This window comes from Streptomyces viridosporus, assembly GCF_002078235.1.
GTDB lineage: Bacteria > Actinomycetota > Actinomycetes > Streptomycetales > Streptomycetaceae > Streptomyces > Streptomyces viridosporus.
The window spans coordinates 209-23,256 of the sequence record NZ_MSGP01000032.1 but is presented as its reverse complement, the minus strand read 5'-3'; the positions used below and the strand labels follow the sequence as shown (position 1 = coordinate 23,256).

Here is a 23,048-nt window from a genome sequence, read left to right as displayed (position 1 = left end):
GGCGGCCGCGGCCGCCAGGGCGAGCAGGACCAGACCGAGCGCGTAGGAGCCGTGGGCGCCGTGGAGCGAGCCCATCACCAGCGGGGGCAGGAAGCCGCCCAGGCCGCCGGCGGCGGCGGCGACACCGGTGACCGAACCGACCGTGTCCGCCGGGGCGTGGTGGTGACGGGACGACGGGACGCACGGGCGTGCGCGGGACCCGTGGGAGCGGGAGCCCGCGCACGCGGTGCGCCTTCGCGCGGTGGACCTCAGCACGTGGTCTGCCGCGCCCGGGGGGTGCGACCGCCGTCCGGGCCGTAGCCGAAGCGGATCAGCAGGTGCGGGCAGCAGCGCCGCCTCGTCCCGGCCGTCGCCGCGCGCAGATCCGGCCACTCCATCGCCTGGTGCAGGATCGAGGTGCGCACCCCGTGCACGGTCGCCACGAGCAGGGCGCGTTCCAGCGCCTGGCCCGCCCGCAGCCAGTCCTCCCGCCGGTCCCCCGGGGTCCACAGCATGCCCACCTGGGCGTGCCTCTCGAAGCGCAGCGCGGGCGGTGTCAGCCCGGACACCGGACCGGTGAAGTCCCGCATCGGCATGCGCCCGCCCGTGTCCCTGGGCCCCAGGGCGGGCAGCGGTATGCCGTAGGGGAGGCCGGCGCCCGGGGCGGTGACCCAGGCCCGGCTCTCCGCGGCACGGGCCGGGTGGACGCGGTTGCGGGCCTCGCCCGCGGCGGTCAGCCGCAGCAGACGGCGGGTCCCGGGGATGTCCGGGACGTCGAGGTGGGCCCCCTCGGCCCGCGCGGCGGCGGTCATCTCGGCGACCACCGGGTCCGGCACCGGGCGGCCGGTGAAGGGCATCCGGCTGGTGTGCCGCCGCCCCACCGCCTCGTGGAGGCCGGCCAGGGGCGACGGGTCCCCGGCGGCCGGGGCGGCGAGCAGCACGGTGGCCAGCAGGTCCGGTTGGTACGGGTCCGGCAGGAGCCGTACGACCGGGTCCCAGCCGCAGTGGGCCGCGGCGACCCGGAGGTTGAGCACGGCCGCGCCCACGGACAGGTGCTGCGCCCGCGCCCGGGGATCGGCGAACGGCAGGATCCTGCGGCGGTCGGCCCGCACCTCGACGGTCCCGGTGGCCGCGTCCATGCCGAACCGCCAGGGCTGGGTGTTGTGGATCGAGGGCGCCGCGACCGCCGCGGTCAGCAACGCCTCGACGGCTGTGGCATCCACCGGCCGGGTCCGCATGTCGGCTCCTTCGTCCAGGACTCCCCGTACCGCCCACCCTGCGCTCCGTGCCGGGCCGGGGCGAGAGTCGACCGGTTCCGGCCGCATGGGCCGAGCGACCCTTGCGCGGACCCGCGGGGGCGGAGCCCGTGTCCGGGGCGGCCGGCGGCATCGCCCCGGGCGTCCCGTACGGTACGCCCGTGACCGCTTACAGCCCTGAGGACGCCCCGGGCCGCCACGGCCCCTTCGCCACCGTCGAGGCCGCGCCCCACGAGGTGGGCCGGGTGCGCACCGAGTACTCGCCCGCGTACGACGGCGATCCCGACCCCGGGGAGATCGTCTGGACGTGGGTGCCCTACGAGGAGAACGACGGCCGGGGCAAGGACCGCCCGGTGCTCGTGGTCGCCCGCGAGGCGGCCGGGACGTTCCTCGCCGTGCAGTTGTCCAGCAGGCGGCCCGACGCCGGGCGGGCGGACGGGGGGAGAGCCGCCCGGGACCGGGTGCCGCTCGGCAGCGGGCCGTGGGACCGGTCGGGACGGGAGTCGTGGGTCGCCGTCGACCGGGTGCTGCGGCTGCACGAGGAGGGCATGCGCCGGGAGGCGTGCGCCCTGGACCGGATGCGGTTCAACCTCGTGCGTCAGCGGCTGCGGGAGCGGTACGGCTGGAACTGATCCCCGTCTCCGGCGCGAGGTCCGCGAACGTCCGCTCGAAGGCGGCGCGGACCGTGCTCCCGGGCGTGCGGTCCAAGATCCCGAGGACCACGTGCGCGAAGGCGCCCGCGAAGCGCGCGCCGGGCTCCAGCAGCGACCGGAACGCCGCCGCCACCTGGGCCGGGTCGTTGCGGAAGACCCCGCAGCCCCATGCGCCGAGCACCAGCCGCCGGTAGCCGTGGGCCACGGCGGTCTCCAGGACGCGCTCGGCCCGTACCGCCAGGGCGCGGGGCAGTTCCGCCGCGCGCTCCGGCGCCGTCCGCAGGACGACCCCCGCGTTGGGCGCGGGCGAGGTGAGGAAGCCGACGGTGAACGGCTCGTCCAGGAGACGGCCGCGGTCGTCGCGGAAGACGGGCACGGCGGGTGAGTGGACGACCCGGTCCGTGTAGAACGGGTCGCGGTGGGCGCGGTGGTGGTCGTAGTGGTCCTGGGCCCGCAGCAGGCAGGTGTACAGCGCGGAGGCCCGGCACAGCGCTTCCTCCTGGGCCTGGGCGCCGTTGAGGTAGCCCCCGCCGGGGTTCCGGGCGGAGGCGAAGTTCAGCACGGCGGGCCCGCCGCCGGGGGCGGACGCCCGGTCCGCGAGCCGTCGAGCGGCCTGGAGACTGCTCTCGCCGGTGACCTCGATCCGGGTGTCCACCGGCCGGAACGCCGGGAACGGGACCGGCTCCGGCCCGTACGTCCGCGTGCCGTCCCGCGCGGCCTCGATCGCCGCCCCGAGGAGCACCGCGCGCCCGTCCGGCGCGCGGTAGCCGCCCGCGGCCACGATCTGCTCGGTCTCGCGCGCGATGCCGCGCAGGCGCGCGCTCACGCCGCGACCCCCGTGCGCGCCGTGACCGCGCGTCGTGCGGTCTCCCCCGTCGTGCTCATGCAGGCATCGTGAGCGATGCTGGTGGCGCGGCGCAACGGAGTTTTCTCCGTCCCCGAAGGCCGGGAGACCGACGGGAAAGTCCCGGAAAGCAGGTGCAACGGAAGGATTGTCTGTCCAAAACGCGCCGCCAGGCGCCCTTGTGTCGAACGGTGCGAGGGCTTTGGGTGGACGCGTTGAGGCCGGCCCGAGCCACCGCGCTCCGGGCCGGCGGCATGGTGGAATCTCAGGAGGATCCCGAGATGCCCGATCCGACAGGTGACTGTTCAGAACCACGTACCGCCGTCCTGGAAGCCGAGGCGGAGGCCCTGGTGCGGGGCATCTGCTTCAAGACCGGACCGCCGCACCGCCTCGGCGTCGAGGTGGAATGGCTCGTCCACGAGTCGCGCGACCCGCGGCTCCCCGTATCACCCGAACGGCTCGAAGCGGCCTACGCCGCTCTGCGGACCGTGCCCCTGAGGTCGGCGTTCACCGTCGAACCCGGCGGCCAGCTGGAACTGAGCTCGCCGCCCGCCGCCTCCCTGATGGAGTGCATCGGTACCGTCTCCGCCGACCTCGACGCCGCCCGCGCGGTCCTGCGCGAGGACGGCCTGGTCCTCGTCGGTCTCGGCCACGACCCCTGGCGGGCGCCGCGCCGGTTCCTGCGCGAACCGCGCTACGACGCCATGGAGACCTGTCTCGACCGCACCGGCCCCGCCGGCCGCGCGATGATGTGCGCCTCCGCCTCCGTGCAGGTGTGCCTGGACGCCGGGTACGAGGAGCCCGGCCCCCTCGGCCACGTACGGCGCTGGTGGCTGGCGCACCAGTTGGGCGCGGTCCTGGTGGCCGTGTTCGCCAACTCCCCGATCGCCGGTGACCGGCCGACCGGGTGGCGGTCCACGCGGCAGCTGCACTGGACGCAGATCGGCGCCGACCGGGCGGGCGGCCCCGTGCTGGACGCCGACCCGCGCGGTGCCTGGGTCCGGCACGTCCTGGACGCGCCGGTGATGTGCGTACGGCGGGACGGCGGGCCGTGGGACGTTCCGGAGGGGCTGACCTTCCGGGAGTGGACCAGGTCCGGCGTGCCCAGACCGCCGACCCGGGAGGACCTCGACTACCACGTCACGACGCTGTTCCCGCCGGTCCGGCCGCGCGGACACCTGGAGCTGCGCATGATCGACGCGCAGCCCGGCGACGACGGCTGGATCGTGCCGCTGGCGCTGACGGCGGCGCTGTTCGACGATCCGGAGGCCGCCGAGACCGCCTACCGGGCGGTGAAGCCCCTGGCCGAGCGGGCCCGGGGCCTGCCCGCGCCGCACAATCCGCTGTGGCGGGACGCGGCCCGTGTCGGGCCGGCCGACCCGGAGCTGCGCGAGGTGGCCGCCGCGTGTTTCGCGGCGGCGCTTCCGGCCCTGCCCCGGATCGGCGCCACCACCGAGGTCACGGACGCGGTCGCGGCGTACCACGACCGCTACGTCGCCCGGGGCCGCTGCCCGGCCGACGACCTGCTCGACAGCCTGCGCGACGGCGGTCCGCACGGCACCCCACCGCACGGGAAGGACACCTCCTCATGACCGACCCCGCCCTCGACGCCGAAGTCCTGCGTGAGCGCGCGGTCGCCTCGCTGCTCACCGCACGGGACCGCACCGCGTTGCTGACCGGCTGCGTGGACGAGCCCGATCTGACCGCGCAGCACTCGCCGCTGATGTCACCGCTGGTGTGGGACCTCGCGCACATCGGCAACCAGGAGGAGCAGTGGCTGCTGCGGGCCGTCGCCGGACAGGAGGCGATACGGCCCGAGATCGACAGCCTCTACGACGCCTTCGAGCACCCGCGCACCGAACGCCCGAAGCTGCCGCTGCTGTCGCCGGACGAGGCCCGCCGGTACACCGCGGACGTGCGCGGACGTGCGCTGGACGTGCTGGAGAACGCCTCGTTCCACGGGACGCGGCTGACGGAGGCGGGCTTCGTCTTCGGGATGATCGCGCAGCACGAGCAGCAGCACGACGAGACCATGCTGATCACCCATCAGCTGCGCCGGGGGCCGCGGGCCCTGACGGCGCCGGACCCGGAGCCGGTGCCGCCGTTCACCGGCCCGTCCGAGGTCCTCGTCCCGGGCGGCCCGTTCACCATGGGCACCTCGACCGAGCCGTGGGCGCTGGACAACGAACGTCCCGCGCACCGGCGGGAGGTGCCGCCCTTCTTCATCGACACCACCCCGGTGACGAACGCCGCCTACCTGGCGTTCGTCGAGGACGGCGGCTACGACGACCCGCGCTGGTGGACGGCCGAGGGCTGGGCCCACGTCCGCCGCGCCTCCCTGACCGCGCCGTTGTTCTGGCGCCGGGAGGGCCGGCAGTGGCTCCGCCGCCGGTTCGGTGCCACCGAGGTGGTGCCGCCCGACGAGCCGGTGCTGCACGTGTGCTGGTACGAGGCCGACGCCTACGCCCGCTGGGCCGGGCGGCGGCTGCCCACCGAGGCCGAGTGGGAGAAGGCGGCCCGGTACGACCCGGCCGACGACCGCTCGAGGCGCTATCCCTGGGGCGACGCCGAGCCCGGGCCCGAGCACGCCAACCTCGGCCAGCGGCATCTGCGTCCCGCCCCCGCCGGGAGCTACCCGGCCGGCGCGTCACCGCTCGGGGTGCGGCAGTTGATCGGTGACGTGTGGGAGTGGACGGCGAGCGACTTCCTGCCGTACCCGGGGTTCAGGGCGTTCCCGTACCGGGAGTACTCGGAGGTGTTCTTCGGGTCCGAGTACAAGGTGCTGCGCGGCGGTTCGTTCGCCGTGGACCCGGTCGCCTGCCGGGGCACGTTCCGCAACTGGGACTACCCGATCCGGCGGCAGATCTTCTCCGGGTTCCGCACGGCGCGCTCGGCGGACGCCTGATGTGCCGTCACCTGGCCTACGTGGGGCCCGAGGAGCCGCTCGGCAGGCTGCTCGTGGAGCCGGAGCACGGCCTGTACCGCCAGTCCTGGGCCCCCCGGCGGCAGCGGTACGGGACGGTCAACGCCGACGGCTTCGGCGTGGGCTGGTACGCGCAGGGCGATCCGGTGCCCGCCCGGTACCGCAGGGCCGGACCGATCTGGGCCGACCTGTCGTTCGCGGATCTCGCCCGGGTGGTCCGCGCCCCGGCGCTGCTCGCCGCCGTACGGGACGCGACGCTGTCGGGCGCGGACGCGGAGGCCGCGGTGGCGCCGTTCGCCGCGGACACCTGGCTGTTCAGCCACAACGGCGCGGTACCGGGCTGGCCGGGCTCGCTCGCGCCCCTGGTGCCGACCCTGGCCGCCGAGGACGTGCTGTCGCTGGAGGCCCGCAACGACTCGGCGTTCGTGTGGGCCCTCGTGCTCGCCCGCCTGCGTGCCGGTGTCCCGGCGCCGCGGGCCCTGGCCGGCACGGTCCGGGAGGTCGCCGCGGCGGCCCCCGGCTCCCGGCTCAACCTGCTGCTCACCGACGGCGCCACCGTCACCGCGACGGCCTGGGGCGACACCCTGTGGCACCTCGTCCGGCCCGGCGGCGGCACCGTCGTGGCCTCCGAGCCGTACGACGACGATCCGCGCTGGCACGAGGTCCCCGACCGCACCCTGCTGACGGCGAGCCGCACGGACGTGCTGCTGACCCCGATCGGGGGATCCCTGCCGGAGGGTCCGGCACCCGGCCCGTCCCCGTTCGGCGTCCCCCTGCTCGAGGCGCCCGACGACGCCCCGGCGCCCACCGACGCACCCACCCCCGCGAAGGAGCCCCTCACGTGAGTCCGTTCGCCGTCACCCGCACGCTGCCCGAGGACGCCACCGGCGCCGCGCTGCGCGCCGACGTCCTCGAGGGCCTGACCGGCAGGCCCAGGACGCTGCCGCCGAAGTGGTTCTACGACGCGCGCGGCAGCGAGCTGTTCGAGGAGATCACCGCGCTGCCCGAGTACTACCCGACGCGCGCCGAACGCGAGATCCTCGCCGCCCGCTCGGAGGAGATCGCCGCGGCCGCCGGTGCCCGCACCCTGGTCGAACTGGGCTCCGGTTCCTCGGAGAAGACGCGGTACCTGCTCGACGCCCTCACCGAACTGCGCGCCTACGTCCCCGTCGACGTCAGCGAGAGCGCCCTCACCCGGGCCGGGCGGGCGCTCGTCGCCGAACGGCCGGGGCTGGACGTGCACGCGCTGATCGCCGACTTCACCGCCCCTCTGGCACTGCCGGCGACACCGGGGCCGCGGCTGGTGGCGTTCCTCGGCGGCACGATCGGCAACCTGCTGCCCGCCGAGCGGGCCGTGTTCCTCGCCTCGCTGCGCGGCCTGCTCGCGCCGGGCGACTCCCTGCTGCTGGGCACGGACCTGGTGAAGGACGAACAGGTGCTGGTCCGGGCGTACGACGACGCGGCCGGGGTGACGGCCGCCTTCAACAAGAACGTCCTGACCGTGATCAACCGGGAGCTGGGCGCCGACTTCGATCCGGCCGCCTTCGACCACGTGGCGCTCTGGGACGCCGGGCACGAGTGGATCGAGATGCGGCTGCGCTCCCGTGTCGCGCAGACGGTGAAGGTCCCCGCCCTCGATCTCGCCGTCGACTTCGCGGCGGGCGAGGACCTGCGCACCGAGGTGTCGGCGAAGTTCCGGAAGGAGGGAGTGCGCGACGAACTGGGTTCGGCCGGGCTGGAGTTGACCCGGTGGTGGACGGACGGGGCGGGGCGGTTCGCGCTGTCGCTGAGCGTCGCGCGCTGACGGCGGCCCCGCCGGCGTCCCTCACCCCGGCTCGAAGTCGAGGGTCTCGGTGATGCGCCGTGAGGCGCGTCCGGCCTCCGTCGCCGGGTCGGCCCCGGTGAGCACCTTGGTCATGTACTCCTTGATCGGGTTGTCCGCCTCGACGGCGCCCCACTCGGGTGTGATGGGGGTCGCCCGGCCCCGGGTGGCTCCGGCCACCATGGCCTCGACCCCCTCCTCCCCCGCCTCCGGGTCGGCGAGCGCGGCCTTGTTGGGGACGTAGTTCATGGTGCGGGCCAGCTCGGTGTTCCACCGGGCGCCGGTGAGCGCGGCGACGACCTCGACGGCGCCCTCCTTGTCGTCGGTGTTCGCCGGGACGACGAGGTCGGAACCGCCCGTGAAGACGGCACCGGGTCTGTCCGCGGTCCGGCCGGGCACGGGGAAGTAGCCCAACTCGTCCTCGAGGTCCGGGTTCTGCTGGAGGATGACCCGCGCGAGTCCCGGCACGGCCACGATCTGCGCGACCCGGCCCTCGGCGAACACCTCCGCCTGGGGCGGGTGTTCCTCGTCGGCGTCGACCGGTCCGTCGCCGAGGGCCTGCAGCCGGCGGTAGAAGTCCATCCCGCGCAGCGCCGCGGGGCTGTCCAGGGTGCCCCGCCAGACGCCGTCCCGCTCCTCGGCGAGTTCCCCGCCCTCCTCCCAGATGAATCCGGCGAGCGTGTACCAGTCCTGTCCGGCCAGGTAGATGCCCTGGTTCGGGCCGGTGTCGAGCTTCTCGGTGACGGCGAGCCATTCGTCCCGGGTCTTCGGCGGGGCGGTGATGCCGGCCTGCCGGAAGAGGTCCTTGCGGTGGATGACGACGCGGTTGGCGGCGTACCAGGGGATGCCGTACTGCTGGGTCCCCCACCGCCCCGGCTCGGCGAGTCCGGGCAGCCAGTCGTCGCGGCCCCAGTCCCGGATCGACTCCAGGGTGAGGTCGAGCAGTCCGTCGCCCTCCGCGTACTGGGCGACCTGGGTGTTGCCGACCTCGATGACGTCGGGGCCGTCCGGCCCGGCGGTCTCCAGGGCGGTCTGCACCTTCTCGCCGATACCGGTCCACTCCTGGATCCGGATGTCGACGTCGAGGTCGGGGTGGGTGCGCTCGAAGTCCTCGGTGAACCGGTCCAGGAACTCCTGCGAGGCGCTGTGCTTCATCAGCCACACGGTGACCGTGCGCCGTTCGGTCCCCCCGGGCACCAGGCCGCAGCCGGTGAGGAGGAAGGCCGACACACAGACGAGGGCAAGCAGACGACGTCTCACGAGGGGTCCTGTTTCTGTCTGGTGGACAGGGCGGGGCCCGGCGTGGGGGGCGAGCGGGAGCTCGTGCGGGTGCCTGCATCTTGGTATGGACCAATGCGGGGGGTCAAGGGGTCGGGCGAACGGGGCCGACGTCTCGCGCGTCACCGCCTCGTGGGGCACGGTGGAATCACGTGCGACACAGGCACCGCCCGTGCGGGTGGGAGCCGCCAGGAAGAGGAGCACCCGCATGTCGAACCACATCTACCGGGTGACGGAGATCGTCGGCACCTCACCCGACGGCGTGGACCAGGCCGTGCGCAACGGCATCGAGCGCGCCTCGCGGACCCTGCGCCATCTGGACTGGTTCGAGGTGACCCAGGTGCGGGGCCAGATCGAGGACGGCCGGGTCGCGCACTGGCAGGTGGGGCTGAAGGTCGGCTTCCGCCTGGAGGACGCGGCATGAGCCGGCCGCGCCTCGGGCGCGCCGGGAGGCCACGGGCCCTCAGGTCCGCCCTTCCCGCTCCTGCGCCGCCCTCAGCTCCCCGGACGGAGCGGCCCAGCGGGCCCGGACGACGGTGAAGCCGGCCCGCCGGGCGTCCTCGCAGACCAGTTCGTCGTCGTCCACGAGGACGCGGATCTCCCGGGTGCGGGCGAGGCGCCGCAGGATCTCCAGCTTGGTGTACCGGGCGGGCCGGCGGTCGGCGTTGCCGCGCATGTGCACCTTCCCCTCGGGCAGCCCCTGGGCGGCCAGCCAGTCCAGCGTGTCGCGCCGGCAGCGCTCCGGCCGCCCGGTGAGGTAGACGACCTCGCACTCCCGCGCGCTCTCGTGCGCCAGCGCGATGCCCTCGGCGAGCGGCGCGTCGCGGGGGGCCGCGGCGAAGAAGGCGTCCCAGTCGCGCGGCCTGCGCTCCAGGAACCGCTGCCGGTGCGCGGTGTCGGCGAGGGTGTTGTCCAGGTCGAACACGGCCAGTGGGCGCCTGCTGCTCTCGGTCACCCCGCCAGCCTAGGCCCCGCGGCGCCCGGCGGGCCGGGCACCGCCGGTGCGCGAACGGCTGCCGCGGGACGCCCGCGGACCGGGAGGCGCGGGACGAGGCGTACCGCCCCCCTCAACGGCCCGGCCCCCCCTCTCTCCTCACCCCGGACGGCCAGGACCGCGTCCGGACGGACTGCCGAGGCGACCGCGCCCGGCTCACCGCCGTGAAGCGGCGCCACGCCCCGGGGAACCCGTGGTGCCACGACCCGGGGAACCCGTTCCGCCTCGGCCACGACCTCGTGCCGTGAGGAATCCCCGGGCCCGGCAGGTGTTGAACCTCGTATGAGCTCCCCGATCACCTCGGCCCGCTTCTCCGTCCTCGACCGTTCCCGCATCCGCGAGGGACACACCGGTCCCGAGGCGCTGCGCGACACCGTGCGCCTGGCGCGGGAGGTGGAGCGGCTCGGCTACCACCGCTTCTGGGTCGCGGAGCACCACGGGGTGCCGGGAGTGGCCGGTTCGGCGCCGACCGTCCTGGCCGCCGCCGTGGCCGGGGCGACCCGGACCATCCGCGTCGGCACCGGCGGGGTCATGCTGCCCAACCACCGGCCGCTGGTGGTGGCCGAGCAGTTCGGGGTGCTCGAGTCGCTCTTCCCGGGACGCATCGACATGGGTCTGGGCCGCTCGGTCGGCTTCACCGACGGGGTGCGCAAGGCGCTGGGGCGCGACAAGGGCGACGCGGAGGACTTCGCGGCCCAGCTCGACGAACTGCTCGGCTGGTTCTGCGGCACCTCTCCGACCGGGGTGCGCGCCCGTCCGGCCGAGGGGCTGACCGTGCCGCCGTTCGTGCTGGCCATGGGCGAGGGCGCCGCGATCGCCGCCCGCGCGGGCCTGCCCCTGGTCATCGGTGACCTCCGCGACCGCGACCGGATGCTCCGCGGCATCGACCACTACCGCGCCCGCTTCCGCCCCTCGGTCTGGGCGAGCGAGCCGTACGTCGTCGTCTCGGGCACGGTCGCCGTGGCCGCCACGCCCGAGGAGGCCCGGCGGCTCCTGGTGCCGGAGGCCTGGTCGATGGCGCACTCCCGCACGCACGGCACCTTCCCCCCGCTGCCGCCCGCCGAGCGCGTCGAGCCGCTCGCGATGACCGCCCGGGAGCGCGGCCTCTACGAGTCGGGGCTCGCCGGCCAGGTGGCCGGCACCGAGGAGCAGGTGGCGCACGCGCTGGAGTCGGTGCTGAAGGAGACGGGCGCCCAGGAGGTGCTCGTCACCACCAGCACCTACGACCGCGAGGCCCTGCTGGACTCCTACCGGCGGCTCGCCGCGGTCGCGGGTCTCGACGGCGGGACGGCGCGCCGGTGACGGCCACACCCGAGTGGGGCGCCGTCGAGGCGGATCCCACCGGAGCGCCGCGGACGAAGGAGGGTGAGTGCGGGTCTACTCGCGGCCCCGCTTCGGGACGTCGTGGCCCGGCCGCCCGGTGTCGTCCTTCATCTCGGTCTCGGCCTCGATGCGCTCCTTGCGGACCCGGCCGCGCACGGTCTCGTTGGTGACCCGCTCCTCCGTGGTGAGCCGTACCCGCTCCACCGGTACCGCCTCGGTCTCCACGACGGGGCGTTCCTCGTGCAGCGTGACCTCGTACTCGTCCTCGGTGATGTCCGGGCCGGACATCGCCTCGCCGCGGTTGGCGTCCGTGATCGGCTCGCGCTCCACGCGCACTTCCTCGTGGCGCACCGGCACGGTCTGCTGGACCTCCTCCGTGACCACGTACTTGCGCAGCCTGGCCCGCCCGCTCTCGTGGCGCTCGACGCTGACGTGCATCTGCTCCTCGGAACGGGTCATGGCGTCGCGCCCGCCCGCGCGCGTCTCGCCGCGCCGGCCGGTCGTGCCCGCGGTCCCGGCCGCCCCGGTCGTACCGGTGGCCGCCCCGGCTGCCCCGGTCGTGCCGCTCGTGCCCGTCGTGCCGCCGGCCGTCCCGGGCATGTCGCCGGGCGCCCTGGTCGGGGCACCGCGCCGGCCGGCCGCGCCCGCGGCTCCGGCGGCGCCCGCCGCTCCGGCCGCGCCCGCCGCTCCGGCCGCTCCGGCCGCTCCCGCCGTGCCCGTGCCGGCGGCCCGGTCGCGGCCGCCCGGCTGCTCCGGATCGGCCAGCATCCTGCCCCAGTCGATGCCGTAGTAGTCGTACAGGCGGTGCTCCTCGTCCGCCGACAGATGACCGCCCGCGTCGATGTCGACGTGGGGCGCGCCCTTGATCTTGTCCTTGCGGTACGGGACTTCGAGGTGGTCCTGCACCAGGGAGGCGTCACGGATGGGAACGAACGACTCGCTGGAACCGAACATGCCCGTCTTGACGGTCACCCACTCGGGGCGCCCGCTCACGTCGTCGAGGAAGACGTGCTTCGCGTCACCGATCTTGTTGCCGTCCCCGTCGTACACGGGGTTGTCCAGCAGGATCGCGATCTCTTCGCGGGTGATCATCTTGCATCACCCTCCCTTCGGGGGTCGCTGTTCTCCGGTTCTCCGGATCAGCCGCCCGAAAACGGCACATACGGCACAAAGAGCGCTTATTTTTCCACAGTGCTCACCGGGGGTGGCCGTGCCCCCGCGCCGGGTCGGCCTCCGGCTGAGCGGCGGCGGCCAGGGCACGGCGGTCGGTGCGGCCCTCCGGGAGGATCGGGGCTCCCGCCTCGACCTCGGCGATCACCCCGTGGGCCGAGACCACCCGCCACAGCGAGGCGAGCAGGGTGTCGTCGCCGACGAAGGCCACGGCGGTCACCGGATCCCCTTGTGCGGTCCGGTAGCGGATGCGGACCGGCTGGACCGGAACCGCCGCGTCCAGTGCGGCCTGGAAGACCGCGCGGCGGAAGTGCCCCTGGGCCCGGCCGCACCAGGTGCTGCCCTCCGGGAAGGCCCCGACCGCCGCGCCCTCGCGCAGGGCCCCGGCGATCCGGGCGACCGTGTCCGGCAGGGTGCGCAGCCGGTCCCGGTCGATGAACAGGACGCCGGCCCGCGCGGCCAGCGGACCCGCCACGGGCCAGCGCCGTATCTCGGACTTGGCCAGCATGCGGGCGGGACGGACCGCGGCGAGCAGGGGCACGTCGAGCCAGGAGATGTGGTTGGCGACGAGCAGCAGTCCGCCCGTGGGCGCGGCGGCCCCGGTGACGCGGACCCGGACCCCGGCGGCCCGCACGATCCAGCGGCACCACCGGCGCACCGAGCGCGCGGGGATCCGCCGCCCGAGCGGCAGCAGCGCGATCCCGGTGAGGAGCAGGAGACCGACGGCGGTCAGCCGCAGCACCGCCCGCACCGCCCTCGGCACGGCCGCGGCGGCCGCCGCGGGCTCCACGCAGCCGCGCGGGGTGCAGGGGGCGCCGGGCAGCCAGAGGCTCATCGGGCCGGGACGAGCGAGAGGAAGTGCCGCAGGTAGCGGGGGTTGACCCGGTGCATCGGCAGCAGCACGTAGAAGTCGGCGACGCCGAAGTCCACGTCGTGCGCGGGCTCCCCGCAGACCCAGGCGCCGAGGCGGAGATAGCCGCGCAGCAGGGCGGGCAGTTCACCGGCGGCGGCAAGGCCGTCGGCCTTCGGCAGCCAGGGCAGCCGCGGGCGTACGCGGTACTCCTCGGGCGCGAGGTGCCCGGCCCGCACCCGGTCCCGGGTGGCGGAGGCGAGCGCGCCCCCGTCGGCCAGGGGGACGGAGCAGCAGCCGGCCAGCCAGGCGTGGCCGCGCTCGGTCATGTAGCGGGCGATGCCGGCCCAGATGAGCCCGATGACCGCGCCGTCGCGGTGGCCGGGGTGCACGCAGGAACGGCCCACCTCGACGAGGTCCGGCCGTATCGCGTCGAGTGCCGAGAGGTCGAACTCGCCCTCCGCGTAGAGCCGTCCGGCGATCCCGGCGCGCTCCGGCGGCAGCAGCCGGTACGTCCCGACGACCTGGCCGCTCACCTCCTCGCGCACCAGCAGGTGGTCGCAGTACGCGTCGAAGGGATCGATGTCCAGCCCCGGCTGCGGGGTGGACAGCAGGGCGCCCAGCTCCCCCGCGAAGACGTCGTGCCGCAGCCGCTGGGCGGCGCGCACGTCCTCCTCGTCACGGGCGAGGGCGACGGTGTAACGGGTGGGCGCCGCGGGCTGCGGGGGGCGGTGGAGCGTGGTGACGCCGGTCATGGCTGACTCCTGGGCACGGGCCGGATTCGGCGGAGCGGAGGCGGACCGGGGGACGTGCGGCCCGCCGCTCCTGTTCTTCCCGCGCCGGTTGGCGCCCGCGTGACCTGTGCCGGGAGCGCGGATGTGGGGATGTTGAACGACGGGCGTGCCGGCCCCGTCCGGAATACGAGGCGGGGCCGGATGAGCACCATCCCGGCCCCGCCCGTCCGCCTCGTGTCGGCGAACGTCTCTCCCGTGCGGCCCCGCCGCTACTTCTTGGCCGCCTTCCGGGTCGCTCGCAGCCACTCCTTGTTCATGCCCGTGATGGAGGTGAGCGGGATGCCCTTCGGGCAGGCGGTGGCGCACTCGCCGGCGAGGGTGCAGCCGCCGAAGCCCTCCTCGTCCATCTGCGCCACCATGTCCAGCACCCGGGTCTCGCGCTCGGGCGCACCCTGCGGCAGGACGTTGAGGTGGTTGACCTTCGCCGAGGTGAACAGCATCGCCGCGCCGTTGGGGCAGGCCGCGACGCAGGCGCCGCAGCCGATGCACTCGGCGTGCTCGAAGGCGAAGTCGGCGTCCGGCTTCGGCACGGGCGTGGCGTGGGCGTCGGGCGCGGAACCGGTGGGGACGGAGATGTAGCCGCCGGCCTGGATGATCCGGTCGAAGGCGGAACGGTCGACCACCAGGTCCTTGATCACCGGGAAGGCGGCGGCCCGCCACGGCTCGATGTCGATGGTGTCGCCGTCCTTGAAGGACCGCATGTGCAACTGGCAGGTGGTGGTGCGCTCGGGCCCGTGGGCGTCGCCGTTGATGACGAGCGAACAGGCGCCGCAGATGCCCTCGCGGCAGTCGTGGTCGAAGGCGACCGGTTCCTCGCCCTTGAGGATGAGCTCCTCGTTGAGGGTGTCGAGCATCTCGAGGAAGGACATGTCGGGCGAGATGCCGTCCACCTGGTACGTGGACATGGCGCCTTCGGCGTCGGCGTTCTTCTGCCGCCAGACGCGCAGGGTGAGCTTCATGCGTAGCTCCGCTGTGTGGGGTGGACGTACTCGAAGACCAGGTCTTCCTTGTGCAGGACGGGTGCCGTGCCGGTCCCGGTGAACTCCCAGGCGGCGGCGTACGCGAACTCCTCGTCCTTGCGAGCGGCCTCGCCGTCGGGGGTCTGGGACTCCTCCCGGAAGTGGCCGCCGCAGGACTCGGAGCGGTGCAGCGCGTCCAGGCACATCAGCTCGGCGAGTTCGAGGTAGTCGACGATGCGGTTGGCCTTCTCCAGCGACTGGTTGAACTCCTCGCCGGTTCCGGGCACCCTGATGCGCCGCCAGAACTCCTCGCGGATCTGCGGAATGCGCTCCAGCGCCTTGCGCAGGCCGGCGTCGGAGCGGGCCATCCCGCAGAACTCCCACATGAGCTCGCCGAGTTCGCGGTGGAAGGAGTCGGGGGTGCGGTCGCCGTCGACGGACAGCAGCAGGTTCAGCCGGTCCTCGGTCTCGGCCAGCACCTCCTGCACCACCGGGTGGTCGGGGGTGACCTCGCCCTGGCGCGGGTTGCGGGCCAGGTAGTCGTTGATGGTCGCCGGCAGCACGAAGTAGCCGTCGGCCAGGCCCTGCATCAGCGCGGAGGCGCCGAGGCGGTTGGCGCCGTGGTCGGAGAAGTTGGCCTCGCCGACCGCGAACAGGCCCGGGACGGTGGTCTGCAGGTCGTAGTCGACCCACAGGCCGCCCATGGTGTAGTGCACGGCGGGGTAGATCCGCATCGGCACCTCGTACGGATCCTCGTCGGTGATCCGCTGGTACATGTCGAAGAGGTTGCCGTACTTGGCCTCCACCGCCTTGCGGCCCATCCGCCGGATGGCGTCCGCGAAGTCCAGGTAGACGCCCTGGCCGCCGGGGCCCACGCCCCGGCCCTCGTCGCAGACGTTCTTCGCGGCGCGGGAGGCGATGTCACGGGGCACCAGGTTGCCGAAGGAGGGGTAGATGCGCTCCAGGTAGTAGTCGCGCTCGTCCTCGGGGATCCTGTTCGGCGGACGGTCGTCGCCCTTGGCCTTCGGCACCCAGATCCGGCCGTCGTTGCGCAGCGACTCGCTCATCAGCGTCAGCTTCGACTGGTGGTCGCCGGTGCGCGGGATGCAGGTGGGGTGGATCTGCGTGAAGCAGGGGTTGGCGAAGTACGCGCCGCGCCGGTGCGCCCGCCAGACGGCGGTCGCGTTGGAGTTCATGGCGTTCGTCGACAGGTAGAAGACGTTGCCGTAGCCGCCGGTCGCGAGGACGACGGCGTCGGCGAAGTAGGTGTCGATCTTCCCGGTGATCAGGTCCCGGGCGACGATGCCGCGCGCCCGCCCGTCGACGACGATCAGGTCGAGCATCTCGGTGCGCGGGTGCATCTCCACGTTGCCGGCCGCGATCTGCCGCGACAGCGCCTGGTAGGCGCCCAGCAGCAGCTGCTGGCCCGTCTGGCCGCGGGCGTAGAAGGTGCGGGAGACCTGGACGCCGCCGAAGGAGCGGGTGTCCAGCAGGCCCCCGTACTCGCGGGCGAAGGGCACGCCCTGGGCCACGCACTGGTCGATGATCTCCACGGAGATCTGCGCGAGGCGGTGCACGTTGGACTCGCGGGCCCGGAAGTCGCCGCCCTTGACGGTGTCGTAGAACAGGCGGTGGACGGAGTCGCCGTCGTTGCGGTAGTTCTTCGCCGCGTTGATGCCGCCCTGCGCCGCGATGGAGTGGGCCCGGCGCGGGGAGTCCGTGTAGCAGAACTGGACGACGTGGTAGCCCTGCTCGGCGAGCGTGGCCCCGGCGGAGCCGCCGGCCAGGCCGGTGCCGACGACGATGACCGTGTGCTTGCGCCGGTTGGCGGGGTTGACCAGCTTGGCCTCGAAGCGGCGCTTGTCCCAGCGCTCGTGGACCGGGCCGTCGGGGGCCTTGGTGTCGGCGACCGGCGCACCGGTCGTGTAGTCGGTGTAGGAAGTCATGTTCAGCTCACCACTCCGGTCATGACACCCACGGGCACGGCGAGGAAGCCGGCCGTGAGCAGCAGCGCGAGGACGTTGGCGACGGCCTTCAGGGCACGGTCCCGGGTACGGCTGCCGACGCCGAGGGTCTGGGCGGCGCTCCAGAAGCCGTGCCGGATGTGCAGGCCGACGGCGAGCATCGCGACGATGTAGATCGCGTTGCCGTACCAGGTGGAGAAGGTGTCCACCACGTTCTGGTAGGGCTTGCCCGCCTCGAAGCCACCGGAGTGCACGGTGCCGGTGGTCAGGTCGAGGATGTGCCAGACGATGAACAGGCCGAGGATGATCCCGCCCCAGCGCATGGTGCGCGTGGCGTAGCTGGCCCGCGGCTTCTTGTGCACGTACTTGCTGGGCCGCGCCCTGATGTCCCGGCGGCTGAGCTGGTACGCGGAGACGGCGTGGGCGACGACCGCGACGACCAGCACGACGCGGATCACCCAGAGCGTCCACTCGTAGTGCATGAGCGGCTCGCCCACGGTGCGCAGCCAGTGCGCGTAGTGGTTGAACTCGTCGGCCCCGAAGAAGATCTTCAGGTTCCCGATCATGTGGGCGACCAGGTACAGCAGCATGATCAGGCCGCTGACGGCCATCACTGTCTTCTTGCCGACGGTCGAGTCCCACACGGTGCGCGCCATGGACGGCCGTCGGTCCGTCCGCGTTGCCAGAGCCATGTCACACAACGCTAGGGCCGGAAGGCCCTATCGGTCCAAGACATGGTCCACCTTGTTTCAATAGGCCTTCTCTATGAAGCGGCTAGAATGGCGGAATGCAGTTCCAGCAGCTCCAGTACTTCGTGGCGGTCGCCGAGACCCGGCACTTCACCCGGGCCGCGGACCTGGTCCATGTCGCGCAGCCGTCGTTGTCGCAGCAGATCAAGGCGCTGGAGCGGGAGCTGGGGGCGGACCTGTTCCTGCGGGCGCGCGGGAACATCACCCTGACCGACGCGGGCGAGGCGCTGCTGCCGCTGGCCCGGCGCATCCTGGCCGACGCGGACACCGCCCGGCACGAGGTGCAGGAGCTGGTGCAGCTGCGCAGCGGCCGGGTGCGGCTGGGCGCCACGCCCAGTCTGTGCACCGGCCTGCTGCCGGACGTGCTGCGGGCCTTCCACGACCGCTACCCGGGCATCCGGCTGCTGGTCGAGGAGAGCGGCTCGCACGACCTGGTACGGGAGCTGGCCCGCGGCGCGCTGGACCTGGCCCTGGTCGTCCTGCCCCTGCCGACCCCCTCCCCCGCGCTCACCACGGTGGAGCTGCTGCGCGAGGACCTGGTGGTGGTCTCCTCCCCGGACGCCCCGAAACCGGGAAACGGACGGCGTGCCGTGCGCATCGCCGACCTGGAGGGCGAGCGCCTGGTGATGTTCCGGCACGGTTACGACCTGCGCGAGCTGACCGTGGCGGCGTGCCGCGCGGAGGGCTTCGAGCCGGAGTTCGCGGTGGAGGGCGGCGAGATGGACGCGGTGCTGGGTTTCGTGCAGGCGGGGCTGGGCATGGCCGTCGTGCCGCGCATGGTGGCCGCGCGGTCCGTGCACGGCCTGCGGGTGACGCCCCTGGCCCGCCCGGGACTGCACCGGACCATCGCCCTGGCCCACCGCAGCGACGTGGCTCCGCCCCGGGCCGCCCGGGAGCTCCAGCGGATGCTGCTGGAGCGGTGAGCCGGGTGGCGCGGGAGGGGCCCGGGCCGTCCGCGGCCGGCCCCGGTCCGCCCGCGCCCCTTCGGGACGCGCCGGTCAGGCCGTGTCCGGCGGTACCGGGGTGCCCTGGTGGTAGTACATGCGCCAGCCCGTCTCCCCGTCGCGCCTGCGCCACAGGGAGCTGCGGCGGGCCCGGCGGCCGTCGAAGCGGGTCTCGTAGGTGAGGTGCACCAGACCGGGCGCGAGGAGGACGCCGGTGATCTCCGACGCCTCGTAGAGCGGCCCGTCCGCCGAGCTGCCCGGCTTCTCGGGCAGCCCGGCGACCGTGTCCTCGTACGTGTAGCGCCGGCCCGACGCGCCCACCTCGGTGAACTCGGGGTCCAGCAGGCGCGCGGCCTCGGTCCGGGAGGATCGCACGGCGGGGTCCATGAGGCGCAGCTCGGCCGCGATCGCCTCGTTCACGTCGTCCGCTTCATGGGTCATCCGCACAGGATCACCGATCGTCCGGCCGGTCCGCGACCGGTTTGCGCCTCACCCCGACGCGTCCACCAGGGCGAGCTCGTGCAGCCGCTCCGGCGGCCCCGGACGGGCGTAGTACCAGCCCTGGGCCGTGTCGCAGCCCAGGATGCGCAGCTGCTCGGCCTGGGCGCCCGTCTCCACGCCCTCCACCGTCACCGCCAGGTCGAGGCTGTGGGCCAGCGAGACGATCCCCTCGACGATCTTGAGGTCGACGGGGTCGGCCGGGAACTGCTGCATGCTCTGGGTGAACGAGCGGTCCAGCTTGAGCACGCTCACCGGGAGCCGGCGCAGATTGGCGAGGTTGGAGTAGCCGGTGCCGAAGTCGTCCAGGGCGATGTCGACGCCCATCTCGGCGAGCCGGCGCAGCGGCTTCAGCAGGTCGTCGTCGGCGCCGATCAGCGCCGACTCGGTCACCTCCAGGCACAGCGCCTCCGGCTCCACACCGGTGCGCTCCAGGATGTCCACGGTGTCCTGGACCAGCCCGGGGTGGGTGAGCTGGCAGGGCGAGAGGTTGACGTTGATGCGCAGGGGCCCCATGGCCTCCTCGCCCCCGTGCCGCTCCCGCCACTCGCGGGCCTGGCGCACCGACTGCTCGAGCACCCAGCGCCCCAGCGGAACGATCAGCCCCGTGTGCTCGGCGAGCGGGATGAACCGGTCCGGGGACAGCACGCCGTGCTGCGGGTGCAGCCAGCGCACCAGCGCCTCGGCGCCGCGGACGCTCCCGTCGCCGAGGTGCACCAGCGGCTGGTACTCGATGAAGAACTCGCCCCGGTCCAGGGCCGTCGGCAGCGAGGTGGTGAGCCCGTGCCGGGTGATGGCGCGGGCGTCGGCCTCCGGGTCGGCGAGCTCGAACCGGTTGCCGCCCGCCGACTTGGCCCGGTACATGGTGATGTCGGCGCTGCGCAGCACCTCCGCCGCGCTGCGTTCCCCGGCCGGTCCCTCGACGATGCCGATGCTGCCGCGCACGGTCAGTTCCCGGCCGTCGACGCTGATGGGGGCGAGCAGCGCGTTCATGATGCGGGAGGCGAGCTCGTCGACCGTGCGCCGGGTGTCGGGGCCGGTGGTCAGCGCCACGAACTCGTCGCCGCCGAGCCGCGCCACCATCTCCCCGGGCGCCGTGGCGCAGGACTGGAGCCGGTCGGCGACCTCGACGAGCAGCCGGTCCCCGGCCGCGTGCCCGAGGCTGTCGTTGACGGTCTTGAATCCGTCCAGGTCCAGGTAGCACAGGCCGAACCGCTGGCCCTCGCCGGCGTTCAGCGCCTTCTCCAGGCGCTCGAAGAAGAACGCCCGGTTGGGCAGTCCGGTCAGCGCGTCGTGGGTGGCCTCGTAGCGCAGCCGGAGGTTGAGCAGCCGCCGCTCGGTGGTGTCCTCCATGAGGGCCAGCTGGTACTGCGGGGCGCCGTCGGCGTCGCGCAGCAGGGACACCGTCAGGTTGGTCCACAGGACCGTTCCGTCGGGGCGGTTGAACGCCTTCTCGAGGTGGTAGTGCTCGCGCTCGCCGCGCACCAGCTCCTCGTAGAGCCGCCAGGTCTGCGGGGCGTCGTCGGTGTGGGTCCACTCCGTGACGTTGCGTCCGCGCAGGGCCTGCTCGGACAGGCCGAACATGCGCCGCAACGCACCGTTGACCTGCAGGATGTTGCCCTCCAGATCGGCGATGCCGATCCCTATGGCCGCGCCTTCGAAGACCGCGCGGAACCGGGCCTCGCTGGCGTGCAGCGCCTGCGCCACCACGCCCTGCGCCTGCAGCGCGGCCTGGGCGACGGCCTCCTGCTCGGCCAGGGTCCGCCGGCGCAGCGCCCGCGCGAACCCGGCGGCCATGGCGTGCTGGAGCCGGGCGCTGCGCGCCCGCAGGTCCTCGCGGTCGCCGTCCTCGCCGCAGTACAGGACAAGGTAGGCGTCCACGCAGTCCAGGGTCCGGCTGAGCGCCTCGGGATCGGTGCAGTGCGCCTCCACCAGCGCGGCGCCGACCGCCTCGCCCGGGTCCGGGTCGAAGGACCTGGCCCGCAGCGCCTCGCTGAGCAGCCGGGCCAGCGGCAGCAGCCGCGCCTCGAACTCGGGCCGGGTCGACGACGTCGAGGTCACCGGGAAGACCGCCCGGCTCCAGATCGTCGCGAACCGGCGCAGTCTGTCCTCCGGCCCGTCCGGCTCCACGCTCACGCCGTACGCCCCACGCCCGCGAAACCGGAGAAGGCGTAGGGATCCTCGTCCTCCGGTGCGGTGTCCGGCCGCCACTGCGGCATCGGCACCAGTCCGGGTTCCACCATGTCGTACCCCTCGAAGAACCGCGCGATCTCGTCGCGCGAGCGCATGATCAGTGGGTTGCGGATGTTCCTGTACACGTCCACCGCGCCCTCGGCCCGGTCCGGCGGCAGCGGAATCCTCTCGTACGAGGCATGGGTGAGCACGAGCAGGCTGCCGGGCGCGAGTGCCTCGCGCAGTTCGGCCACCGCCGCATACGGGTCGTCCGCGTCTTCCACGAAGTGAAGTATGGCAACGAGGAGCAGCGCCACTGGCCGATTCAGGTCGATCAGCCGTCCTGCTTCGGGACTGTCCAGGATCTCCCGGGGCTTGCGGAGGTCCGCGGCCACCACGCCCGCGCGGTCGTTCCCCTCCAGAACGGCCTGGCTGTGCGCCACGGCCACCGGGTCGTGGTCGACGTACACCACGCGCGCGTCCGGGTCGGCCGCCTGGGCCACCTCGTGGACGTTGCCGAAGGTCGGTATGCCGGAACCGATGTCCAGGAACTGGGTGACGCCCTCGTCGACCGCGAAACGCACCGCCCGCCGCATGAAGGCGCGGTTCGCCTGCATGATCTTGGGCAGTCCCGGCATGAACTCCATGGCCTTGCGGGCGGCTTCCCGGTCGACCTCGAAGTTGTGCGAACCGCCCAGGTAGTAGTCGTACATCCGGGAAACGCTCGGCACCGAGATGTCGATGCTCCGTGGGGCCCAGGCGGGACGTTCCATTATCTCTCCAAGGCGTAGGCGATCCGGTGTTCGAGCAGAGGCTACTGATCGCCCGTCAAGGCGGCGACCCCAAGCGGAAATTGACCGTCCGTTCCCGGTCACTGCCGGTGGCACGTGCCGAATGGGCGCCCCCGTGGAGACCCGCGAAAAGCGTCCACGGCATTCCGGAGAGTTCCGACACAGCCGGGAACAGCCGGAAACACACGGCGGTACGAGGAGAAGGGAGCCGATAATTCCATGAGCTCCGGTGAACCACGGCAAAACGGTCCGCCCCTCCGCGGGCTGCGGAGGGGCGGACCGGGTCGGCGGCGTCCGAAGTGGACGACACCTTGGGGAGGTTACTTCTCCGGCGCGCCGACCGGCTTTCCGTCGGGCCGCACGGCGTACCAGGTGCCGCCGACGCCCTGACCGTTGGTGTCGCCGGGAGCCTTATCACCGGCGAAGGTGTAGATGGGCCAGCAGTTGATGGTCTGCTGCTTCGCGCCGTCGGGACGGGTGAAGGTCATGTAGTTCTTCTTCTGGATGCCCTTGGTGTCGTTGATGTCGACGGGCGCCACCACCGGCCACTTCTCCAGGCAGGCACCGGTGCAGGCCGACACCGGCTTCGGCCAGGCCTCGTCCTTCGCGAAGCGGTAGACGGTCATGCCGTTCTTGTCGACGACGATCTCACCGAGCTTCGGGTCCTGGCGGGTGGACAGGCCGAACTGCTCGGCCGCCTGCGCCTTCTTGCCCTCGGGGTTCAGCGCGTACCACTTGCCGCCGACCCCCTGCCCCTTGGTGTCACCGGCGTTGACGTCCTTGACGTAGCGGTAGGCCGGCCAGCCGCCGATGGTGAGCTGCTTGGTGCCGTCGGACCGGACGACCTCGCCGAGCAGCGACTCGTCGATGCCCTTGCCGGCCGTGGCGTCGTCGGCGGGCACCGGCGGCCAGGTCGCGGCGCAGTCGCCGTCGCAGTTGGACTTGGGCGGCTCCGCGGCGTCCTGGTCGAAGCGGTACAGGGTCAGACCGAGGCTGTCGGTCACCACCTCGCCGAGCTCGGTGTCGGTGGAGACGGCCAGCTCGCCCGCCGTGTCCGCCGGGCCCGGCGGACACGGCGGGCGAGC

22 protein-coding genes and 1 pseudogene are annotated in these 23,048 nt (G+C 73.5%); 8 read left to right on the top strand and 15 right to left on the bottom strand.

The annotated features are described in order from the left end of the window. Positions 1 to 255: pseudogene (locus B7L92_RS43495) on the bottom strand (hypothetical protein); the annotation flags it as partial. Further along, positions 249 to 1,217, bottom strand: a complete 969-nt coding sequence (locus B7L92_RS02485) for an Acg family FMN-binding oxidoreductase (protein WP_081235862.1) — start codon at positions 1,215 to 1,217, stop codon at positions 249 to 251. The gene B7L92_RS02485 and the pseudogene B7L92_RS43495, both read right to left, overlap by 7 nt. A gap of 179 nt (positions 1,218 to 1,396) precedes the next feature. Between B7L92_RS02485 and B7L92_RS02480 the strand changes: the two genes are divergently transcribed. Then, a complete protein-coding gene (locus B7L92_RS02480) occupies positions 1,397 to 1,867 on the top strand; it encodes a type II toxin-antitoxin system PemK/MazF family toxin (protein WP_081235863.1) in 471 nt (156 codons plus the stop codon). Here B7L92_RS02480 and B7L92_RS02475 read toward each other — a convergent pair. After that, positions 1,821 to 2,714 carry a TIGR02452 family protein gene (locus tag B7L92_RS02475; RefSeq protein ID WP_081235861.1) on the bottom strand — a complete coding sequence of 298 codons (894 nt, stop codon included), beginning with the start codon at positions 2,712 to 2,714 and terminating at the stop codon, positions 1,821 to 1,823. The two genes, B7L92_RS02480 and B7L92_RS02475, sit on opposite strands and share 47 nt — an antisense overlap. Before the next feature lie 299 nt (positions 2,715 to 3,013). Here B7L92_RS02475 and egtA point away from each other — a divergent pair, with 299 nt between their 5' ends. Genes egtA through egtD form a run of 4 tightly spaced genes read left to right on the top strand, consistent with a single transcriptional unit; the run spans position 3,014 to position 7,459 of the window. Beyond that, positions 3,014 to 4,324: an ergothioneine biosynthesis glutamate--cysteine ligase EgtA gene (gene egtA, locus B7L92_RS02470; RefSeq protein WP_081235860.1), complete on the top strand. Its 1,311-nt coding sequence runs from the start codon at positions 3,014 to 3,016 to the stop codon at positions 4,322 to 4,324. Beyond that, on the top strand, positions 4,321 to 5,637 hold the full coding sequence (gene egtB / locus B7L92_RS02465; protein WP_081235859.1) for an ergothioneine biosynthesis protein EgtB: 1,317 nt from the start codon (positions 4,321 to 4,323) through the stop codon (positions 5,635 to 5,637). Before egtA ends, egtB begins: the two co-directional genes overlap by 4 nt. After that, a complete protein-coding gene (gene egtC, locus B7L92_RS02460; protein ID WP_081235858.1) occupies positions 5,637 to 6,500 on the top strand; it encodes an ergothioneine biosynthesis protein EgtC in 864 nt (287 codons plus the stop codon). Before egtB ends, egtC begins: the two co-directional genes overlap by 1 nt. Then, positions 6,497 to 7,459, top strand: a complete 963-nt coding sequence (gene egtD / locus B7L92_RS02455; protein ID WP_081235857.1) for an L-histidine N(alpha)-methyltransferase — start codon at positions 6,497 to 6,499, stop codon at positions 7,457 to 7,459. The genes egtC and egtD overlap by 4 nt, the downstream gene beginning before the upstream one ends. 21 nt (positions 7,460 to 7,480) lie before the next feature. On the opposite strand, the gene B7L92_RS02450 is transcribed toward egtD, so the two are convergent. Continuing rightward, a complete protein-coding gene (locus B7L92_RS02450) occupies positions 7,481 to 8,737 on the bottom strand; it encodes an extracellular solute-binding protein (RefSeq protein WP_081235856.1) in 1,257 nt (418 codons plus the stop codon). Positions 8,738 to 8,963: 226 nt separating this feature from the next. Here B7L92_RS02450 and B7L92_RS02445 point away from each other — a divergent pair, with 226 nt between their 5' ends. Then, positions 8,964 to 9,179 carry a dodecin gene (locus B7L92_RS02445; RefSeq protein WP_081235855.1) on the top strand — a complete coding sequence of 72 codons (216 nt, stop codon included), beginning with the start codon at positions 8,964 to 8,966 and terminating at the stop codon, positions 9,177 to 9,179. Positions 9,180 to 9,218: 39 nt separating this feature from the next. On the opposite strand, the gene B7L92_RS02440 is transcribed toward B7L92_RS02445, so the two are convergent. After that, entirely contained in the window at positions 9,219 to 9,710 is a 492-nt protein-coding gene (locus B7L92_RS02440; protein ID WP_081235854.1) for a phosphatase domain-containing protein, read from the bottom strand. 321 nt (positions 9,711 to 10,031) lie between these two features. Here B7L92_RS02440 and B7L92_RS02435 point away from each other — a divergent pair, with 321 nt between their 5' ends. Further along, positions 10,032 to 11,051, top strand: coding sequence for an LLM class flavin-dependent oxidoreductase (locus B7L92_RS02435; RefSeq protein ID WP_081235853.1), 1,020 nt, complete (start codon positions 10,032 to 10,034; stop codon positions 11,049 to 11,051). A gap of 75 nt (positions 11,052 to 11,126) precedes the next feature. Here B7L92_RS02435 and B7L92_RS02430 read toward each other — a convergent pair whose 3' ends face one another. The 6 genes from B7L92_RS02430 to B7L92_RS02405 form a co-directional block, all read right to left on the bottom strand. Beyond that, positions 11,127 to 12,164, bottom strand: coding sequence for a DUF2382 domain-containing protein (locus B7L92_RS02430; RefSeq protein ID WP_081235852.1), 1,038 nt, complete (start codon positions 12,162 to 12,164; stop codon positions 11,127 to 11,129). Between the two features lie 103 nt (positions 12,165 to 12,267). Continuing rightward, the gene (locus B7L92_RS02425; protein ID WP_081235851.1) at positions 12,268 to 13,077 is read right to left on the bottom strand and encodes a lysophospholipid acyltransferase family protein; all 810 of its coding nucleotides are present in this window, start codon (positions 13,075 to 13,077) and stop codon (positions 12,268 to 12,270) included. Beyond that, a complete protein-coding gene (locus tag B7L92_RS02420; protein WP_081235850.1) occupies positions 13,074 to 13,847 on the bottom strand; it encodes a GNAT family N-acetyltransferase in 774 nt (257 codons plus the stop codon). The genes B7L92_RS02425 and B7L92_RS02420 overlap by 4 nt, the downstream gene beginning before the upstream one ends. Positions 13,848 to 14,095: 248 nt before the next feature. Continuing rightward, positions 14,096 to 14,845, bottom strand: coding sequence for a succinate dehydrogenase/fumarate reductase iron-sulfur subunit (locus B7L92_RS02415; protein WP_004979797.1), 750 nt, complete (start codon positions 14,843 to 14,845; stop codon positions 14,096 to 14,098). After that, positions 14,842 to 16,791 carry a fumarate reductase/succinate dehydrogenase flavoprotein subunit gene (locus B7L92_RS02410; protein ID WP_081235849.1) on the bottom strand — a complete coding sequence of 650 codons (1,950 nt, stop codon included), beginning with the start codon at positions 16,789 to 16,791 and terminating at the stop codon, positions 14,842 to 14,844. The genes B7L92_RS02415 and B7L92_RS02410 overlap by 4 nt, the downstream gene beginning before the upstream one ends. A gap of 2 nt (positions 16,792 to 16,793) precedes the next feature. Continuing rightward, positions 16,794 to 17,465 carry a succinate dehydrogenase gene (locus tag B7L92_RS02405; RefSeq protein ID WP_016823523.1) on the bottom strand — a complete coding sequence of 224 codons (672 nt, stop codon included), beginning with the start codon at positions 17,463 to 17,465 and terminating at the stop codon, positions 16,794 to 16,796. 131 nt (positions 17,466 to 17,596) lie between these two features. Between B7L92_RS02405 and B7L92_RS02400 the strand changes: the two genes are divergently transcribed. After that, the gene (locus tag B7L92_RS02400; protein WP_081235848.1) at positions 17,597 to 18,481 is read left to right on the top strand and encodes a LysR family transcriptional regulator; all 885 of its coding nucleotides are present in this window, start codon (positions 17,597 to 17,599) and stop codon (positions 18,479 to 18,481) included. Positions 18,482 to 18,556: 75 nt separating this feature from the next. On the opposite strand, the gene B7L92_RS02395 is transcribed toward B7L92_RS02400, so the two are convergent. The 4 genes from B7L92_RS02395 to B7L92_RS02380 all read right to left on the bottom strand — a co-directional run. Further along, positions 18,557 to 18,943: a nuclear transport factor 2 family protein gene (locus B7L92_RS02395; protein ID WP_081235847.1), complete on the bottom strand. Its 387-nt coding sequence runs from the start codon at positions 18,941 to 18,943 to the stop codon at positions 18,557 to 18,559. 48 nt (positions 18,944 to 18,991) lie between these two features. Beyond that, entirely contained in the window at positions 18,992 to 21,136 is a 2,145-nt protein-coding gene (locus B7L92_RS02390; protein ID WP_081235846.1) for a putative bifunctional diguanylate cyclase/phosphodiesterase, read from the bottom strand. Next, entirely contained in the window at positions 21,133 to 21,945 is an 813-nt protein-coding gene (locus B7L92_RS02385) for an SAM-dependent methyltransferase (protein WP_081235845.1), read from the bottom strand. Before B7L92_RS02385 ends, B7L92_RS02390 begins: the two co-directional genes overlap by 4 nt. Before the next feature lie 338 nt (positions 21,946 to 22,283). Beyond that, positions 22,284 to 23,048, bottom strand: a 765-nt coding sequence (locus tag B7L92_RS02380) for an SCO0930 family lipoprotein (RefSeq protein ID WP_255310719.1), incomplete at its 5' end; no start/stop codon positions are given.

Excerpts from the sequence above, each read along its gene's own strand:
- B7L92_RS02485 (WP_081235862.1), bottom strand. The coding sequence starts at position 1,217 with ATGCGGACCCGGCCGGTGGATGCCACAGCCGTCGAGGCGTTGCTGACC.
- egtA (WP_081235860.1), top strand. The coding sequence starts at position 3,014 with ATGCCCGATCCGACAGGTGACTGTTCAGAACCACGTACCGCCGTCCTG.
- egtB (WP_081235859.1), top strand. The coding sequence starts at position 4,321 with ATGACCGACCCCGCCCTCGACGCCGAAGTCCTGCGTGAGCGCGCGGTC.
- egtC (WP_081235858.1), top strand. The coding sequence starts at position 5,637 with ATGTGCCGTCACCTGGCCTACGTGGGGCCCGAGGAGCCGCTCGGCAGG.
- B7L92_RS02445 (WP_081235855.1), top strand. The coding sequence starts at position 8,964 with ATGTCGAACCACATCTACCGGGTGACGGAGATCGTCGGCACCTCACCC.
- B7L92_RS02435 (WP_081235853.1), top strand. The coding sequence starts at position 10,032 with ATGAGCTCCCCGATCACCTCGGCCCGCTTCTCCGTCCTCGACCGTTCC.
- B7L92_RS02430 (WP_081235852.1), bottom strand. The coding sequence starts at position 12,164 with ATGATCACCCGCGAAGAGATCGCGATCCTGCTGGACAACCCCGTGTAC.
- B7L92_RS02425 (WP_081235851.1), bottom strand. The coding sequence starts at position 13,077 with ATGAGCCTCTGGCTGCCCGGCGCCCCCTGCACCCCGCGCGGCTGCGTG.
- B7L92_RS02420 (WP_081235850.1), bottom strand. The coding sequence starts at position 13,847 with ATGACCGGCGTCACCACGCTCCACCGCCCCCCGCAGCCCGCGGCGCCC.
- B7L92_RS02415 (WP_004979797.1), bottom strand. The coding sequence starts at position 14,845 with ATGAAGCTCACCCTGCGCGTCTGGCGGCAGAAGAACGCCGACGCCGAA.
- B7L92_RS02410 (WP_081235849.1), bottom strand. The coding sequence starts at position 16,791 with ATGACTTCCTACACCGACTACACGACCGGTGCGCCGGTCGCCGACACC.
- B7L92_RS02405 (WP_016823523.1), bottom strand. The coding sequence starts at position 17,465 with ATGGCGCGCACCGTGTGGGACTCGACCGTCGGCAAGAAGACAGTGATG.
- B7L92_RS02400 (WP_081235848.1), top strand. The coding sequence starts at position 17,597 with ATGCAGTTCCAGCAGCTCCAGTACTTCGTGGCGGTCGCCGAGACCCGG.
- B7L92_RS02395 (WP_081235847.1), bottom strand. The coding sequence starts at position 18,943 with ATGACCCATGAAGCGGACGACGTGAACGAGGCGATCGCGGCCGAGCTG.
- B7L92_RS02385 (WP_081235845.1), bottom strand. The coding sequence starts at position 21,945 with ATGGAACGTCCCGCCTGGGCCCCACGGAGCATCGACATCTCGGTGCCG.